This window comes from Phytohabitans houttuyneae (assembly GCF_011764425.1).
GTDB classification, from domain to species: domain Bacteria; phylum Actinomycetota; class Actinomycetes; order Mycobacteriales; family Micromonosporaceae; genus Phytohabitans; species Phytohabitans houttuyneae.
Genome location: NZ_BLPF01000003.1, coordinates 1,394,389 through 1,409,523, shown reverse-complemented (window position 1 = coordinate 1,409,523; position 15,135 = coordinate 1,394,389). Strand labels below are relative to the sequence as shown.

Here is a 15,135-nt window from a genome sequence, read left to right as displayed (position 1 = left end):
GCCGTGCCCACCCGCGCCGACCTCGCCCTGGCCCACCTGCGGCTGCGGCTGGCCGGCCCGCACCGGGCGCTGCGCGCGGCGGCCACCCGGCAGGCGGAGCTGGCCGCTCGCCTTCTCCGCCCCGACCTCACCCCGTACTGCGTGACCGACGAGCAGGCCGCGCTGCTGCTGGAACGCCTCGACGCCTGGTCCGCGCCGGGTCCGTCCTCCACCGGTGAGACGGGTCCGCCCGGGGACGGGGACGAGCAGGAGCGGGAGCTGCGGCGGGAGGCGGAAGGTGCCGGGATCGTGCTGCCGCTGGACGCGCTCGCCGCCCGCTGCGGGCTGGACCGGACCGAGCAGGACATCCTGCTGCTGGTCGCCGGACCCGAGCTGGACCCCGCGTACGAGCGGGTCTACGCGTACATCGTGGACAACCTCCACCGCCGCCTGCCCTCGGTGGAGCTGGTCGCCGCCACCCTGGGCGGGCCCGGCGCGCGGCGGCGGCTGGCGGTGCGGCGGATGCTCGGCCCGGCGGGGCGGCTGCGCCGGTACGGGCTCGTCGACGTGCTGCCCGGCACCGGCGTCGAGCTGGCCCGCGAGCTCGTGCCCGCCCCGGGCGTCACCGACCTGCTGCTCGGCGAGCCCGACGCCGGACTGGTGGGGCACGATCCGGGCGAGGTCGCCACACCGCCCGGGTACGCGCCGCCCGCGGTCGACCCGGCCCGCACCGCCCGGCTCGGGCGCGCGCTCGCCACCGGGCAGGTCGACCTGCTCGGCCTGTGGGGCGCCACGCCGTCCGCCCGGCGCGACGCCGCCGTCGCCGTCGCCGCGCACAGCGGCCGTCCACTTCGGACCGTCCTGCCCGGTGCCGACCCGGCCGAGGCGGTGCGGCTGGCGGCGGCCCTCGGCGCCGTGCTGTGGCTGCCCACCGGCGAGCCGGCCGAATCGCCGTCCACAGTGGACCTGCTGGTCCGTGCCCGGCTGCCGGTCATCCTGAGCGGCGACTCACCCTGGCGTCCGGTGCCGCTGCTGGCCGCCCGGGCGTACGCGGAATGGGACCTGCCCGCCCCCGGCTTCCGCGAGCGGCACGAGAGCTGGTCCACCGCGCTGCCCGGCCTTTCCGGCCCGCTGCTGGACGAGCTCGCGGCCCGCTACCGGCTCGGCGGCGACGAGTTGCGCGCGGTGGCCGCGGTCGCCGGGGCGGGCGCCCGGTTCGCCGGCAACGGCCGCCCGGCGCCGATCGCCGACCACGTCCGCCCGGCGGTCGCGGCCGTGACACGGGGCCGCACCAGCGGGTACCTGCGCGCGGTCACGCCCCGCCGCACCCTCGACGACCTCGTGCTGCCGCCGGAGCAGCTGCGCCACATCACCGAGATCGCCGCCGCGTTCCGGGCGTGGCCGAGGGTCGCCGAGGCGTGGGGCTTCGGCCGGCACCCGGGCGACGCCGGCGTGAAGGTGCTCTTCAGCGGCGAGCCGGGCACCGGCAAGACGCTCTGCGCCGAGATCCTCGCCGGCACGCTCGGTGTCGACCTGCTCACCGTCGACCTGTCCCAGGTGGTCTCCAAGTGGGTCGGCGAGACGGAGAAGAACCTGGACGCCGCGTTCCGCCAGGCCGAGGAGAGCCGGGCGGTCCTGTTCTTCGACGAGGCCGACTCGCTGTTCGGCAAGCGCGGCGACGTGCGGCACGGCACCGACCGGTACGCGAACCTGGAGATCGGCTACCTGCTGCAGCGGCTGGAGTCCAGCGACGTGCTGGTCATCCTCGCCAGCAACCTGCGGGAGAACATCGACGCCGCGTTCACCCGCCGCTTCACGTTCGTCGTCCACTTCACCCGCCCCGGCCCGGCCGAGCGCCGCCGGCTGTGGCGCCTCGCCTTCCCGCCCGCCGCGCCGCTCGCCTCCGATGTGGACCTCGCGGCGCTGTCCAGGCTCGACATGACCGGTGCGGCCATCGCCGCGGCCGCGCGCAGCGCCGCGCTCATCGCCGCCGAGAGCGGCGGCGGGACGATCCCGATGCGCGCGGTGGTGGCCGGCGTGGCCCGGCAGTACCAGCGCGAGGCGCGCCTGCTCCGCCCGGCCGAGCTGGGCGCGCACGCGGCTCTGCTCGCGCCCGTTGAACCCTCGGGCTAGCCATCACGGTCGATGTACGCGGAGGGCGCGTTCTGCCAGGCTGTGCCCCGTGCGCGAACGCGAGCTCCTGCTCCAGGAGGGCGAGCGGCTGCGTGCCGAGGCGCGGGCCCGCCCGGCCGCGGACGCCGCCCCGCTGTGGCGCGCCTTCGAGAAGGTGGCCGAGCGGTACCGGGAGCTGCTGCCGGAGGTGCCGGTCGCCCGCTGCCCGTTCACCGACGCGCCGGTGTGGTGGCCGGTCGACACGGCCGGGCTGGACGGGTGGTTCTGGGAGTACCCGAGCGCGGCCCGCCGCCACCCCCGCCCGCGTCCGCCGTCGTGGCTCGCGATGACCGGCGCGATGCGGCTGGCCGCGCCGGTGGAGCACACGCCGTTCGCGGTGGTGCCGGGGCCGGGCGTGCCGTTCGTCGTGCCGCGCGTGCTGGGTGCGGCGCCGGAGGTGCGGGGCGTGATCGCCCAGGTCGCGGTCGGGCGGCACACCGGCTGGGCGATCAGCTACTTCGGGCGGCCGGCACCCGGCACCCGGCTGGTGAACCTGTGGGGCACCGCCTCGTACCCCGTCGAGGGCGGCCTGTGGACAGGGTGGGAGCGGGAGGAGGCCGGGGTGGAGCGGTACGACTTCGACCTGGAGCCGTGGGTGGGGACGGGCGCGCTGCTGTGGATAACCCCTGGGGACGAGTCGGCGACCCTGCGCAAGGGTGTGGACGGCTGCCCGTACCTCGGCCTGCCCGGACCGCGGCGCTTCGCGGTCGTCGAGCGCGGCGAGGTGCGCTACGCCGAGCGGTTGGGGTGACGCGGCGGCGGGTACCCCGAAAGGGAAGTTGAGGAGGTCGTCATGATGCAACCCTTCATCCCACCGTTCGCACCGTGGGTCTGGCGCGACCCGTCCTGGCTCACCGCGCAGGACCCCGCGGCGGCCGAGCAGCGCGACGAGAGCATCGAGGCCGACGAGCGGGCGCACGCCAACCTGGCCGGCTACGACGTCGAGGCCACCGACGGCGGCATCGGCTCGATCGACGAGGCAAGCAACGAGGTCGACGGAGCCCACCTGGTCGTGGACACCGGACCGTGGATCTTCGGCCGCAAGGTGCTGCTGCCGGCCGGCACCGTGCAGCACGTGGACCACGACGAGCGCAAGGTCTACGTCGACCGCACCAAGGAGCAGATCAAGGACTCGCCGGAGTACGACAAGGACACGTTCGACTCGCCGGAGTACCGGGAGCGGGTCGGCACCTACTACACCGACAGCTACCGTTCCGTCCCGCCGCCCATGTAGGCACCCAATCGGGTGTTTCAGGGTGACTCGGGGCGTAACGGACTGATGTGATCGGGGGTCCGACCTTTCCAGAAAGGCTGGCCCCCCGTGACGCAACCTTTCACGCTGCCCGAGTTCTACACGCCCCACCCGGCCCGGCTGAACCCGCATCTCGAACAGGCCCGCACGCACTCCAAGGCGTGGGCGCGCGAGATGGCGATGATCGAGGGCTCGGAGATCTGGGACGAGGCAGACTTCGACAACCACGACTACGCGCTGCTGTGCGCGTACACCCACCCGGACGCCACGGCCGCCGACCTGGACCTGGTCACCGACTGGTACGTGTGGGTGTTCTTCTTCGACGACCACTTCCTGGAGGTCTACAAGAAGACGCGGGACATCCCGGGCGCGAAGGCGTACCTGGAGCGGCTGCGCGCGTTCATGCCGGTCAGCCTCGACGCGGGACTGCCCGAGCCGACCAACGCGGTCGAGGCTGGCCTCGGGGACCTGTGGCGGCGGACGGTGCCGGCGCGGTCGGCGGGGTGGCGGCGGCGGTTCGCGGAGAGCACGCAGGCGCTGCTGGAGGAGTCGCTGTGGGAGCTGTCCAACATCAGCGAGGCGCGGGTGCCCAACCCGGTCGAGTACGTGGAGATGCGCCGCAAGGTGGGTGGCGCCCCGTGGTCGGCCGACCTTGTCGAGCACGCGGTGCACGCCGAGGTGCCGGACGAGATCGCGGCGAGCCGGCCGATGCGGGTGCTCAAGGACGCCTTCTCCGACGGTGTGCACCTGCGCAACGACATCTTCTCGTACCAGCGGGAGACCGAAACTGAGGGTGAGCTCAACAACGGCGTGCTGGTGATGGAGCGGTTCCTCGGCTGTACTCCCCAGCGCGCCGCCGACACCGTCAACGACCTGCTGACCTCGCGGCTGCAGCAGTTCGAGAACACGGCTCTGACCGAGGTGGCGCCGCTGCTGGCCGAGTACGGCGTGGACCCGGCGCGCTGTGCCGACGTGCTGCGGTACGTCAAGGGGCTGCAGGACTGGCAGGCCGGCGGGCACGAGTGGCACATGCGGTCCAGCCGGTACATGAACAAGGGCGGGACCGTCCACCTGGGCGCGAAGGGCTTCGGCGCCTCGGCCGCGCTGCTGCCGGGCGTGTGGGCGCGGGCGCGCAGCCAGTCGTACAAGCCGTTCCTGCCGGTCGGGCCGGTGGACCTGCCGGACTTCCACATGCCGTACGAGGTGGGCACCAGCCCGCACCTGGACCGGGCGCGCGAGGCGGCGGTGCGGTGGGCCCGCGACATGCAGCTCATCGACGCCCCGCCGGGCGTGCCGGGCGCCGGCATCTGGGACGAGCGCAAGCTGCGCGGCTTCGACTTCGCGCTCTGCTCGGCCGGCATCGACCCGGACGGCGACCCGGAGGATCTGGACCGGTCGGCGCAGTGGCTGACCTGGGGCACCTACGCCGACGACTACTTCCCGCTGCTCTACAACACCACCCGCGACATGGCCGGCGCGCGGGCCTGCCACGAGCGGATGAAGCAGATGATGCCGGTGGACGGCCCGCCGGGCGTCGCGCCGTCCACACCCCTCGAACGCGGCCTCGCCGACCTGTGGACACGCACGACCGCCGGCATGCCTGTGGAAAACCGGCGGCAGTTCCGCGCGGCTGTGGAGACGATGACGGAGAGCTGGCTGTGGGAACTGGCCAACCACATCCAGCACCGCGTGCCCGACCCTGTGGACTACGTCGAGATGCGCCGCCGCACGTTCGGCTCCGACCTGACGATGAGCCTGGCCCGTCTCGGCCACGGCCGGCTGGTGCCGCCGGAGATCTGGCGGACCCGGCCGATCCGGTCGCTGGAGAACGCGGCCATGGACTACGGGTGCCTGACCAACGACATCTTCTCGTACCAGAAGGAGGTCGAGTTCGAGGGCGAGCTGCACAACGCGGTGCTGGTCATCCAGCACTTCCTGGGCTGCGACCCGGCCGCCGCCGTATCCGTCGCGAACGACCTGATGACCGCGCGGATCCGCCAGTTCGAGCGGACGGCGACGACCGAGCTGCCCGCGCTCTACGAGGACTTCGCGCTGGAGGCGGGCGCGCGGGCGGCCCTGGACGCGTATGTCGGGGAGCTGCGGGACTGGATGGCGGGGTGCTGCGCTGGCACCGGCAGACGAGCCGCTACGACGAGGTTGAGCTGCGCCGGGGAGGGCCTGGCCCCGGTGGCGGGTGGGCCGGCCCGCTCTTCGCTCTGCCTGGGCTTTCCGCCGCGCCCGGCCCTTCCGTGCTGCCTGGCCTTTCCGTGCTTCTTGGCGGCCAGGCCGCGGCTCTGGCCGGCAACTCGGCGGCGCGGTACCCCGCCAGCGCGGGGCCGTGCAGCCCGGCACGGGGGCGGTTGCGGACTCTGGTAGCCCGGCGGCGGTGCTGCCCGGCACGGGGGCGGTTGCGCAGTCAGGCGGCGGCCCGGCGGCGGTGCTGCCCGGCGCACGGGCGGTTGCGCTGTCCGGAGGCCCGGCGTCCGCGCTGTCAGGCGGCCCGATGGTGGCGCTACCCAGCAGCCCGGCGGCGAGGTCGTCCGGCGGCCCGGTGGTGGTGCCGTCATCCAGCCAGGGCGACCAGCCGGTGGCGCCACCGGTCTCGGCACTGCGCGGTCCGACTGGCCTCGGCACCTCGGCGGCACGGCCGTTCGCCCGCCCCGCGAGCCGCGCCTGAACTCTCCACTCGCGCCGCGACGCCCCAGCCGGCGTCGCGGTACACCGCCCAGCGTGGCGCCGCGCTGGGCGGTGTGCCGCGCAGGGCCTCCGCGCCTGTTGATCAGGGACTTCGTGGGGTGACACGCCGGCAGGCACGCCCACCAACTCCCTGATCAACCGCGCCGGGGGCGGGGACCGCGCGTGTATACCCAAAGTCACGCCGCCGTCGTAGGATCGGGACATTGGGATTGATGGATCTCGATCTCACCATCATCACCACCACGGAGGTTGTCATGGCCGTTACCACCAGCCGGAGCGGCGGGCGCGGTCGTGTCGCGCCGCGGCGTGCGCGCCGTGCGTGGACCCGCCCCGAGGTTCGCTGCCTGGAGACCCGCCCAGAGGTGACCGCGTACTCCGGCGACACCGGACCGTGGCTGTAGCCCGGCCGCGCGGCCGGGACGAGTTCGCCGGGGCCCTTCGCGGCCTCGGCGACCGCTACTGGGATCGCCACCCCTTCCACCTGCGGCTGCACACCGGCAAGTGCGAGCCGGACGAGGTGCGGTCGTGGGTGGCCAACCGCTGGTACTACCAGCGCAGCCTCTCCCAGAAGAACGCGGCCATCATCGCCAACTGCCCGCTGCCCGACGTGCGGCGCCGGTGGGTCGAGCGGATCGTGTTCCAGGACGGCCGCGACGGGGGCGAGGGCGGGCTCGGCGACTGGCTCGCGCTCGCCGACGCCGTCGGGCTGGACCGGTCCGCGATGCTCGACGAGCGGCACGTGGTGCGCGGCGTGCGCTTCGCCGTCGACGCGTACGTCACCTTCTGCCGCACCCACACCTGGTGGGAGGGGGTGGCCGCGGCGCTGACCGAGCTGTTCTCGCCCGGTCACATGGCCGCCCGGATCACCGCGTGGCGCCGCCACTACGGCTGGATCGACCCCGCCGGCTTCGCCTACTTCGAGAGCCGCATCCCGGTGGTGCGGGCCGACTCGGCGTACACGCTGGATCTTGTCCTCAACCACTGCGACACCCGGCGGCGGCAGGACGCGGCGCTCGCGGCGCTGGCGTTCAAATGCGACGTGCTGGGCGCCATGCTCGACGCCGTCGACTACCACGGCGGGCGGCGATGAGCCAGGTCACCGCCGCCGACCGCCCCGGCCTGCGTACCGGTGTCCGGCTGACCTACGACCCGGTGCGTGACCGGCACGCGCTGCTGTACCCCGAAGGCGTGCTGCTGCTCAACGAGACCGCCGCCGACGTCCTCGGCCTGTGCGACGGTGCCACGGTCGGTGAGATCGCGGCCCGGCTCGCCCAGGAGTACGACGGCGTGCCGGCCGGCGACGTCGCCGCGCTGCTGGACGACCTGGTGCGGCGCCGGCTCGTCACGGTCGTCGGCGACGGGCGCCCGGCGCCCCCGCCGGCCGATCCGCCCGGCGGGTGGACGGAGCCGCGCGAGCCGGTACCGGCCGGGATGCTCGCCGAGCTGACCTACCGCTGCCCGCTGCACTGCACGTACTGCTCCAACCCGCTCGCGCCCTCCGGCGGTGAACTGTTCACCGAGGACTGGCTGCGCGTGCTGGACCAGGCGCGGGACCTCGGCGTGCTCCAGGTCCACTTTTCCGGCGGCGAGCCGCTGCTGCGCACCGACCTGACCGCGCTCGTGGCCCGCGCGCACCGCCTCGGCCTCTACAGCAACCTCATCACCAGCGGCATCCCGATGAGCGACGCCGCGATCGGCTCGCTCGCCGCCGCCGGCCTCGACCACGTGCAACTGTCCATCCAGGACGCCGACCCGGCCGCCGGCGACGCCGTGGCCGGGCTGCGCGCGCACGCGCGCAAGCGGGAGGCGGCCGCGCTCGTGCGGCGGTACGGGCTGCCGCTGACCGTCAACGTCGTGCTGCACGCCGGCAACGTCGACCGGCTCGCCGAGATAGCCGACCTGGCGGTGGGGCTCGGCGCCGACCGGCTGGAGCTGGCGCACACCCAGTTCTACGGGTGGGCGTGGCGCAACCGGGCCGCGCTGCTGCCCACCGCCGACCAGCTCGCCCGCGCCGACGAGGCGGCCGCCGGCGTCAAGGAGCGGCACGGCGACCGGGTCGAGATCGTGTACGTGGCCGCCGACTACCACGCCACCCGCCCCAAGCCCTGCATGCGGGGCTGGGGCCGCCGGCAGCTGGTGGTCGCGCCGGACGGCGGCGTGCTGCCGTGCCTGTCCGCCGCCCAGCTGCCCGGGCTCGACGTGGTCGACGTACGCGCCGCCGACCTGGCCTGGATCTGGTACGACTCGCCGGCGTTCAACCGTTTCCGCGGCACCGCCTGGATGCCCGCGCCGTGCCGCGACTGCGCGCTGCGCGAGGTGGACTTCGGCGGCTGCCGCTGCCAGGCGTACCAGCTGCTCGGCGACGCCGCCCTCACCGACCCGGCCTGCGACCTGTCGCCGCACCACGGCGTCCTGGCCGGCCTCGCCGCGCGGGCCGAGCGGGTCGCGGCCGTGCCGAGGAGGCTGCCGCGATGAGGGTACGGCTGCTCGGCACCGCCGCCGGCGGAGGTGTTCCACAGTGGAACTGCGCGTGCACCGCCTGCCGCCGCGCCCGCAAGGCCGGCACCGTGCGCACCCAGGACTGCGTCGCGGTGACCGGCGACGGGCGCACCTGGTACCTGCTCAACGCCTCACCCGACCTGCGCGCACAGCTCGTCGCCGCACCGGAGCTGGCACCCGGGCCGGGACCGAGGCAGACACCGGTGCGCGGGGTGCTGCTGTGCACCGCCGAGCTCGACCACACGCTCGGCCTGCTCGCTCTGCGCGAGGCGGAACGCATCACCGTGTACGGCACCGCCGCCGTGCTCGGCGCGCTGTCCGGCCCGTTCCCCGTGCGCGACATCCTCGCCGCGTACACCTCGCTCACCTGGACCCCGATCGCCGCCGGCGAACCGATCACCCTGCCCGGCGGCCTCACCGCGACGGCGGTCACCGTCGGCGCCAAGCGCCCCCGCTACGTCGCCACACCGTCCGCAGGGGACTGGGTGGTGGCGTGGCGGATCGCCGACCCGCGCACCGGCGGCGTCCTCGTCTACGCGCCCTGCCTACCGGCTGTCGCCGGCCCGTTCCGGACCGCGGTCGCCGGGGCGCGCGTGGTCGTCGTCGACGGCACGTTCCTCTACGACGACGAGATGGCCCGCGCCACCGGCGGCGGCCGCACCGCCACCGCGATGGGCCACCTGCCGGTGAGCGCGTCGCTGCGGGACCTGGCGACGGCCGGCGCGCGCGTGCTCTACACCCACCTGAACAACACCAACCCGCTCTGCGCCCCCGACGCTCCCGAGCGCGACACCCTGGCCGCCTACGGCGCCGAAGTCGCCGAAGACGGCCAGGCGATCAACCTGTAACGCGAGCACCATTGCGTGACAGGCCTTTGCCCGCGTCCGCTTCAGCTGCGGACCGCATACTCCTATGGGGAATACGCCTCGAACTCGTAGACGCGGGCGGCGGTGTCGGTGTTGCTTGTCGGAGTCAGGATGTTGAGCCGGATGTAGCGCGCGTTGACGGTGCTGATGGTGTGGGTGGTGACGCTGGCGGTGTTGGCGCGGGCCTGTACCCGCGTCGTCCACGTCGCACCGTCCACACTGGTCTGGATGTCGAAGTCGCGGGTGTTCCAGGCGGTGTTCTCGCCGCCCGCGCCGGCGTGCCGCACCACGAAGCGGGACACCGGCGACGCCGCGCCCAGGTCGACGCGCCACCACCTGGAGCCGCTCACCGAGCACCACTTGTCGGCGTTGCCGCCGCTGACGCTGCCGTTGACCGCCTTCTCCGGGCCCTCGTCGGCGGCGCAGGAGCTGTCGGCGGTGGCCGCCTTGCCCAGCGCGAGGTTGACCGGCGCGGGCGGCTCGCCTGCGCCGCCGGTCAGCGTGAAGTCGTCCACGTCGAACAGGCCGCCGGTACCGGTGCCGCCGAAGACCAGGTAAAGCGGGCCTGAGCCGGCGCTCAGGGCCGTGCTGACGTCGGTGAACGTGCCGTAGCCGCCGGTGTTCGGCACCGCCAGCGTGCCCAGCAGCGGGCCGGTCGGGGAGCCGGTGCGGACCTGGACCGTGCCGCCGGTGCCGCCGGACGCGACGCGGGCGGTGATGCCGGTGCGGCCGGCCGGGCTGACCGCCGCGTACGCGAGCCAGTCGCCGTTGTCGATGTACCCGACGCGGGTGCCGCCGTGCGCGTTGCCGTCGGCGACGTTCTGCGTCCCGGACTGGGACGTGTACGACTCGGCCTCCACCCGCTGCGGCTGCGTGGTGGGCGGGGCGGTGGTCGGCGGGGCAGTGGTCGGCGTGGACGACGACACCGTCTGGTACCGGTGCCCGGCGACCGCCGCGAACGTCGCCTGTGGACCGTTCCGGGTGACGGCGACCGCCTGCCCGGTCGTGAGGTCGACCACGCCGGCGGTGGCCAGCAGCGGGTTGCGGACGGTCAGCTCGCCGCTGCTGCCGGCGGCGACCGTGATGCGGGTGGCCGCGCCGCCGCTCCACGCCACGTCCACGGTGGCGTTGCCGCGGGCGCGCAGGCCGGTGACCGCGCCGGTGGACCACGCGGCGGGCAGCGCCGGGAGCACGTCGACGACGCCGGTCTGGCTCTGCAACAGCATCTCGGCGATGCCGGACGTGGCGCCGAAGTTGCCGTCGATCTGGAACGGCGGGTGGGTGTCCCACAGGTTGGCCAGGGTGCTGCCGGTCAGCTGCTCGCGCAGGAGCTTGTGCGCGCGGTCGCCGTCGCGCAGCCGGGCCCAGAAGTTGATCTTCCATGCCTTGCTCCAGCCGGTACCGCCGTCGCCGCGGGCGTTGAGCGAGACCCGCGCGGCGTTGGCGTAGGCGGCGGTGGTCAGCGGGGAGATCTGCCGGCCGGGGTGCAGGCCGAACAGGTGCGAGACGTGCCGGTGGGTGTCGCCGGGGTTGTCCCAGTCGCCCTTCCACTCCTGCAGCTGCCCCACGAACCGATCCGCAGCCCTGGGTCGAGGCGGTCCAGCGTGGACTGCCACTGCGCCCGGGCGGTGGCGTCGAGGCCGAGCGTGGCGCTGGCCGCGACCGTGTTGCTCAGCAGCTCCCACACGATCTGCTGGGACATCGAGGCGCCGGCGGTGAAGTCGCCGTTTTCCGGCGAGTAGCTGGGCGAGACCACGAGCCGGCCGTCGCGCGGGTCGGTGTGCAGGCTGGCCACCCAGAAGTCGGCGACCTCCCTCATCGCCGGGTACGCCCGGTCGCGCAGGAACGCGGTGTCGCCCGAGAAGCGGTAGTGGTCGTACAGGTGCTGGCACAGCCAGGCGGCCGCTTCGGGAAACCAGAACGAGGTGGGCCAGTCGTGCACACCGGTGTACCCGAAGGGGGTCGTCTCGTTGTGCACCACCCACCCGGGCGCGCCGAACATCGACTGCGCGGTCACCCGCCCCGGCGGCCGCAGCCCGTCGACGAAGTCGAACAGCGGCGCGGTGGTCTCGCCGAGGTTGGTGATCTCGGCGGGCCAGTAGTTCATCTGCAGGTTGATGTTGACGTGGTAGTCGGCGGCCCACGGCGGGCTTGTCGAGTTGTTCCACACGCCCTGCAGGTTGGCCGGCAGCGAGCCGGCGCGGGAGGAGGCGATGAGCAGGTACCGGCCGTACTGGAAGAACAGCGCCTCCAGCGCCCGGTCGGCGGCGCCGCTCCCGCCGGTGTACGCCGAGCGGAGGTTGTCGGTCGGTATGTCCGGCATCTGCTGCCCGATGTCGAGGCTCACCCGGTCGAACAGTCCTTTGTAGTCGGCCACGTGCTGGGCCCAGAGCGCGTCCCACGACTGAGCCGCCGCTGCGTCCACCGCCGCCGTCACGCGGGCGTGGGGGTCGGCGCCGCGGTAGCTCGGGTACGCCTGCGCGTAGTTGGTGCCGGCGGAGAAGACGATCGTCGCGCTGTTGGCGCCCGCGACGGTGATGCGGTCGCCGCCACTGGTGCGGGTACCGCCGTCGGTGATCACGCGGAACTGGGACTCGTACACGATCCCGTTGTTGGGCAGCGTGCCCCGCACGGTGATCCGGTCGCCGGAGACGGTGAGGGCGGCGCCGGCGTGCGGCGACGTGTGCCGCAGCACGAAGGAGACGCGGCCGGCCTGGCTGGCGGTGAGGCGGGCGACGATCGCGTTGCGGGGGTGGCTGGCGATGTACTCCCGCCGGTACGTCACCCCGCCGTGCTCGTAGCCGACCCGCGCGGTGGCCTCGGCGATGTCGAGCTCGCGGCGGTACCCGTTGACGGCGCCGGGTGTCCCGGTCATGTCGAGGTAGGCGTCGCCGAAGTTCTGGTACGCGCCGAAGCCGGCCCGCGGCCCGCCCAGCCGGCTCGCCACAGTGGACGGTGCCATCCGCTGGTCGCGGTCGAGCTGCGCCTGCACGTCGTCGATGGCGGTGGGGCGGGGCGAGGTCCAGTTGCCGTTGTGGTACTGGCCGTCGCCCGGGCCGCCGTTCCACAAGGTCTTCTCGTTGTACTGCAGGCGCTCGGTCTGTACGCCGCCGAAGACGCTCGCGCCGAGCGCGCCGTTGCCGATCGGCAGCGACTGCGTCTCCCAGTCGGTGGCCGGCTCGTCGTACCACAGGGCGAGCGCGGGGTTCGCCGCCGCGGCGGCCGGGTGGAGTCCGGGCACGACGGCGAGCGTACCGGCGATCAAGGCGGCGCCGGCCGCGACGGCCAGCCAGCGCCGGGCGAGGGGAGGGGGTGGGTGCCCATGGCGTGGACGGTACAAAGAGTGAACTCATGGATGCAAGAACTTCGATGAAACTCGAAAAAACAGGACGGGAGGCGCCCCGATTATGGAGCGCCTCCCGTCCCCGGAGAGCGGCTAGCGGCTACCGGCGCCGGCCAGCTCCGCCTCCGGCGCGGGCTCCGGCGGGACCGGCAGGTGCCGCTCCGGCTGGCCCTCGACGTGCAGCTCGGGAAGGAGCCGGCCGAGCCACGCCGGCATCCACCAGTTGGCGCGGCCGAGCAGGTGCATGACCGCCGGCACCAGCAGCATGCGCACCACCGTCGCGTCGACGAGGATCGCCGCGGCCATGCCGATGCCGATCATCTTGAGCACCAGGTTCGAGCTGGGCACGAAGGCCGCGAAGACCGCGATCATGATGGCCGCGGCGGCCGTGATGACCCGGCCGGTGCCGGCGAGCCCTTCGGTGATGGCGCGGCCGTTGTCGCGGGTCCGGGTCCACGCCTCGCGCATCCGCGAGACCAGGAACACCTCGTAGTCCATCGACAGTCCGAACAGGACGGCGAACATCAGCACCGGCACGAACGACGGCAGCGGCGTCTCGGTGTCGATGCCGATCAGCTGGCCGGCCCAGCCGCCCTGCAGGACCAGGGCGACCACGCCGTAGGCGGCCGCCACGGACAGCAGGTTCATCGCCGCGGCCTTGACCGCCACGGCCACGCTGCGGAACGAGGCGAGCAGCAGCAGCATCGACAGCAGCACCACGCCGCCGATGAGCAGCGGGATGCGGCGGGCCACGTTTTCGTTGCTGTCGATCGCGGTGGCCGTCACGCCCCCCACCCGCACCGTGGCGGCGGAGTCGTCGACGGCGGAGGGGATTGTTTCGTCGCGCAGGCGGTGTACCAGATCTTCGGTCTGCGCGTCCTGCGGCCCGGTGGCCGGCAGCACGGTGAGCACCGCGGTGTCGCCGGCGGGGTTGAGCCGGGGTGCCGTGACCAGGGCGACCCCCGGTGTCGCCGCGACCGCCGCGCGCAGGCCGTCCAGCGCGGACGCGTCGCCCGGCCGGGCCAGCTCCGCGGCCAGCACCAGCGGGCCGTTGGCGCCGGCGCCGAACGCGGCCGCCTGCATGTCGTACGCCTGCCGCGTGGAGGTCTCCGCGCGGTCGTTGCCCGCGTCCGGGTAGCCGTAGCGGACGCCGAGGAACGGCGCGGCGAGCGCGAGCAGGATGGCCACGCCGGCCAGCGCCGCGACGACGCGGTGGCGCTGCACGAGGCGGCTCCACGCCAGCCAGCCGCGCCCCGGCTCGACGTGCCCGCCGACCGCGACCTCGACCGGGCGGCGCCGGCCCAGCGGCAGGCGCAGCCGGTCGACGTGGCGGCCGAGGTAGCCGAGCAGGGCGGGGAAGAGGGTGGCGCTGGCGGCCATCACGACGAAGACGCCGATGATCGTGACCACGGCGGCGCCGCGCATGAAGGACAGCCCCATCGCGAACAGGCCGAGCATGCTGACCACGACCGTGCTGCCGGCGACCATCACCGCGCGGCCGGCGGTGTCCAGCGTGGCCACGGTCGCCGCCTCGGGCTCCAGCCCGGCGGCCCGCCACTCGCGGAAGCGGGTGACCATGAGCAGCACGTAGTCGATGCCGATGCCGATGCCCATCATCGTGGCGAGCGACGTGGACCAGTCCGGCGCGTCGACGAAGCGCAGCACCAGGCCGGTGAGCGTGCTGCTGACCGCGAGGCCGGCGACCGCGGTGAGGATCGGCAGGCCGGCGGCGACCACCGAGCCGAACGTGAGCAGCAGGATCACCGCGGCCGCGAGCAGGCCGATGCCCTCCGAGCCGATCTCGCCCTGCTCGGCCAGGTTGACCGTCTGGCCGCCGAGCGCGACGTCGAGGCCGGGCCGGTCGGCGCCCTTCGCGATGTCGAGGAGCCGCTCGGTGTCCGCGTGCGGCATGTCGTTGGGGTTGGTCACGTCGAGGCGCAGGTGCGCGACGAGCGTGCCGCCGTCCGGCGAGATGCCGCCCGGGACGCTGAAGGGGTCGTCCACGCCCGCCACGTGCGGCACGACCTTGAGCTCGTCGAGCAGCGCCTGCACGTCGCCGCGGGCGGTGGTGACCCCGCCGTCGACCCGGACCACCACGTCGACGACCTCGCCGGCCTGCGCCGGGAACTTCTCCTGGAGCAGGTCCTGCGCCGCCTTGGAGTCCGAGCCGGGCGCCGAGTAGTCGGCGGAGAACTCGCCGCCGAAGGCCGCCGAGAGGCCGGCGGCGAGCATGAGTGCGGCCAGCCACAGCAGTACGGTGCGGCCGCGGTTGCGGTAGGTGAGCCGGGCCAGCCGGCCCAGCGGTCCTGCGTTGCTCATCGCCGTTC

General features: G+C 74.0%; 11 protein-coding genes and 1 pseudogene. 9 read left to right on the top strand and 3 right to left on the bottom strand.

All coding sequences use genetic code 11. The annotated features are described in order from the left end of the window. Window positions 1–3: 3 nt before the first annotated feature. The 9 genes from Phou_RS41380 to pqqB all read left to right on the top strand — a co-directional run bounded on the left by Phou_RS41380 (window position 4) and on the right by pqqB (window position 9,447). Complete coding sequence (locus Phou_RS41380) at window positions 4–2,112, top strand: ATP-binding protein (RefSeq protein WP_173069112.1); 2,109 nt, start codon at window positions 4–6, stop codon at window positions 2,110–2,112. A 49-nt stretch (window positions 2,113–2,161) separates the two neighbouring features. Further along, window positions 2,162–2,902 carry a hypothetical protein gene (locus Phou_RS41375; protein ID WP_173068256.1) on the top strand — a complete coding sequence of 247 codons (741 nt, stop codon included), beginning with the start codon at window positions 2,162–2,164 and terminating at the stop codon, window positions 2,900–2,902. Window positions 2,903–2,947: 45 nt separating this feature from the next. Further along, entirely contained in the window at window positions 2,948–3,385 is a 438-nt protein-coding gene (locus Phou_RS41370; RefSeq protein ID WP_173069109.1) for a PRC-barrel domain-containing protein, read from the top strand. Between the two features lie 87 nt (window positions 3,386–3,472). Continuing rightward, the gene (locus tag Phou_RS41365) at window positions 3,473–5,779 is read left to right on the top strand and encodes a terpene synthase family protein (RefSeq protein ID WP_173068254.1); all 2,307 of its coding nucleotides are present in this window, start codon (window positions 3,473–3,475) and stop codon (window positions 5,777–5,779) included. A gap of 127 nt (window positions 5,780–5,906) precedes the next feature. After that, window positions 5,907–6,080, top strand: coding sequence for a hypothetical protein (locus Phou_RS41360; protein WP_173068251.1), 174 nt, complete (start codon window positions 5,907–5,909; stop codon window positions 6,078–6,080). A 232-nt stretch (window positions 6,081–6,312) separates the two neighbouring features. Then, a complete protein-coding gene (locus Phou_RS41355; protein WP_173068248.1) occupies window positions 6,313–6,501 on the top strand; it encodes a hypothetical protein in 189 nt (62 codons plus the stop codon). After that, window positions 6,492–7,190 (top strand): pyrroloquinoline-quinone synthase PqqC, encoded by a 699-nt coding sequence (gene pqqC / locus Phou_RS41350; protein ID WP_173068245.1) that lies wholly within the window; start codon window positions 6,492–6,494, stop codon window positions 7,188–7,190. The genes Phou_RS41355 and pqqC overlap by 10 nt, the downstream gene beginning before the upstream one ends. Continuing rightward, window positions 7,187–8,575, top strand: coding sequence for a pyrroloquinoline quinone biosynthesis protein PqqE (gene pqqE, locus Phou_RS41345; RefSeq protein ID WP_173068242.1), 1,389 nt, complete (start codon window positions 7,187–7,189; stop codon window positions 8,573–8,575). The genes pqqC and pqqE overlap by 4 nt, the downstream gene beginning before the upstream one ends. After that, the gene (pqqB, locus tag Phou_RS41340; protein ID WP_173068239.1) at window positions 8,572–9,447 is read left to right on the top strand and encodes a pyrroloquinoline quinone biosynthesis protein PqqB; all 876 of its coding nucleotides are present in this window, start codon (window positions 8,572–8,574) and stop codon (window positions 9,445–9,447) included. The genes pqqE and pqqB overlap by 4 nt, the downstream gene beginning before the upstream one ends. Window positions 9,448–9,509: 62 nt before the next feature. On the opposite strand, the gene Phou_RS53895 is transcribed toward pqqB, so the two are convergent. The 3 genes and pseudogenes from Phou_RS53895 to Phou_RS41325 all read right to left on the bottom strand — a co-directional run bounded on the left by Phou_RS53895 (window position 9,510) and on the right by Phou_RS41325 (window position 15,127). Then, window positions 9,510–10,691 carry a carbohydrate-binding protein gene (locus Phou_RS53895; protein ID WP_371872264.1) on the bottom strand — a complete coding sequence of 394 codons (1,182 nt, stop codon included), beginning with the start codon at window positions 10,689–10,691 and terminating at the stop codon, window positions 9,510–9,512. Window positions 10,692–10,745: 54 nt separating this feature from the next. After that, a pseudogene (locus tag Phou_RS41330) lies at window positions 10,746–12,706 on the bottom strand (glycoside hydrolase family 95 protein); the annotation flags it as partial. 195 nt (window positions 12,707–12,901) lie between these two features. After that, window positions 12,902–15,127: an MMPL family transporter gene (locus tag Phou_RS41325; protein WP_173068236.1), complete on the bottom strand. Its 2,226-nt coding sequence runs from the start codon at window positions 15,125–15,127 to the stop codon at window positions 12,902–12,904. Between the last annotated feature and the right edge of the window lie 8 nt (window positions 15,128–15,135).

Excerpts from the sequence above, each read along its gene's own strand:
- Phou_RS41370 (WP_173069109.1), top strand. The coding sequence starts at position 2,948 with ATGCAACCCTTCATCCCACCGTTCGCACCGTGGGTCTGGCGCGACCCG.
- Phou_RS41360 (WP_173068251.1), top strand. The coding sequence starts at position 5,907 with ATGGTGGCGCTACCCAGCAGCCCGGCGGCGAGGTCGTCCGGCGGCCCG.
- Phou_RS41355 (WP_173068248.1), top strand. The coding sequence starts at position 6,313 with ATGGATCTCGATCTCACCATCATCACCACCACGGAGGTTGTCATGGCC.
- pqqE (WP_173068242.1), top strand. The coding sequence starts at position 7,187 with ATGAGCCAGGTCACCGCCGCCGACCGCCCCGGCCTGCGTACCGGTGTC.
- pqqB (WP_173068239.1), top strand. The coding sequence starts at position 8,572 with ATGAGGGTACGGCTGCTCGGCACCGCCGCCGGCGGAGGTGTTCCACAG.
- Phou_RS53895 (WP_371872264.1), bottom strand. The coding sequence starts at position 10,691 with ATGCTGTTGCAGAGCCAGACCGGCGTCGTCGACGTGCTCCCGGCGCTG.
- Phou_RS41325 (WP_173068236.1), bottom strand. The coding sequence starts at position 15,127 with ATGAGCAACGCAGGACCGCTGGGCCGGCTGGCCCGGCTCACCTACCGC.